Annotated in this window: 1 rRNA gene; it reads right to left on the bottom strand. The window is 52.0% G+C overall.

What is annotated here, in order from left to right:
* Positions 1 to 116 (bottom strand): 23S ribosomal RNA (locus JNB89_RS30805); the annotation flags it as partial.
* Positions 117 to 460: the final 344 nt, after the last annotated feature.

The raw sequence follows: 460 nt of genomic DNA, 5'->3' as shown, positions 1-460 counted from the left end.
GGACATCTTCGGATCAAAGCTCGTTTGCCAGCTCCCCGAAGCTTTTCGCAGGCTACCGCGTCCTTCATCGCCTGTGATCGCCAAGGCATCCACCACATGCACTTGTTCGCTTGACCCTATAACGGGTGTGTCTTCTGTCGGTCCCACGTTGGCGCTTTAGCGCTTACGTGGGCCCCATCCCCGAAGGGGATCAGGTTCCCGACTGATTGTCCACTCGTTACAGGCTGAGTATTCGTGTTGCGCCGTATTCCAAAGCGATCTTCCGATCACTTGAAAATACATCGATACAATCACAACCCTGATTCACCTACTCGGACACCCATCTCTAAGTGCCTTTCGTGAATCTCTTTACTACTTCTTCCTGATTGTTAAAGAACGTTCAGCCGACATCACGGTTGCTGTAACCATGCATCTTCACTGACTGGCTCAATCGCCAATGCACAACCCTCTGTGAACCCGC

Origin of the sequence: Paraburkholderia phenoliruptrix, assembly GCF_019511605.1 — a bacterium.
GTDB lineage: Bacteria > Pseudomonadota > Gammaproteobacteria > Burkholderiales > Burkholderiaceae > Paraburkholderia > Paraburkholderia phenoliruptrix_A.
This window is presented reverse-complemented; position numbering and strand designations above follow the sequence as displayed.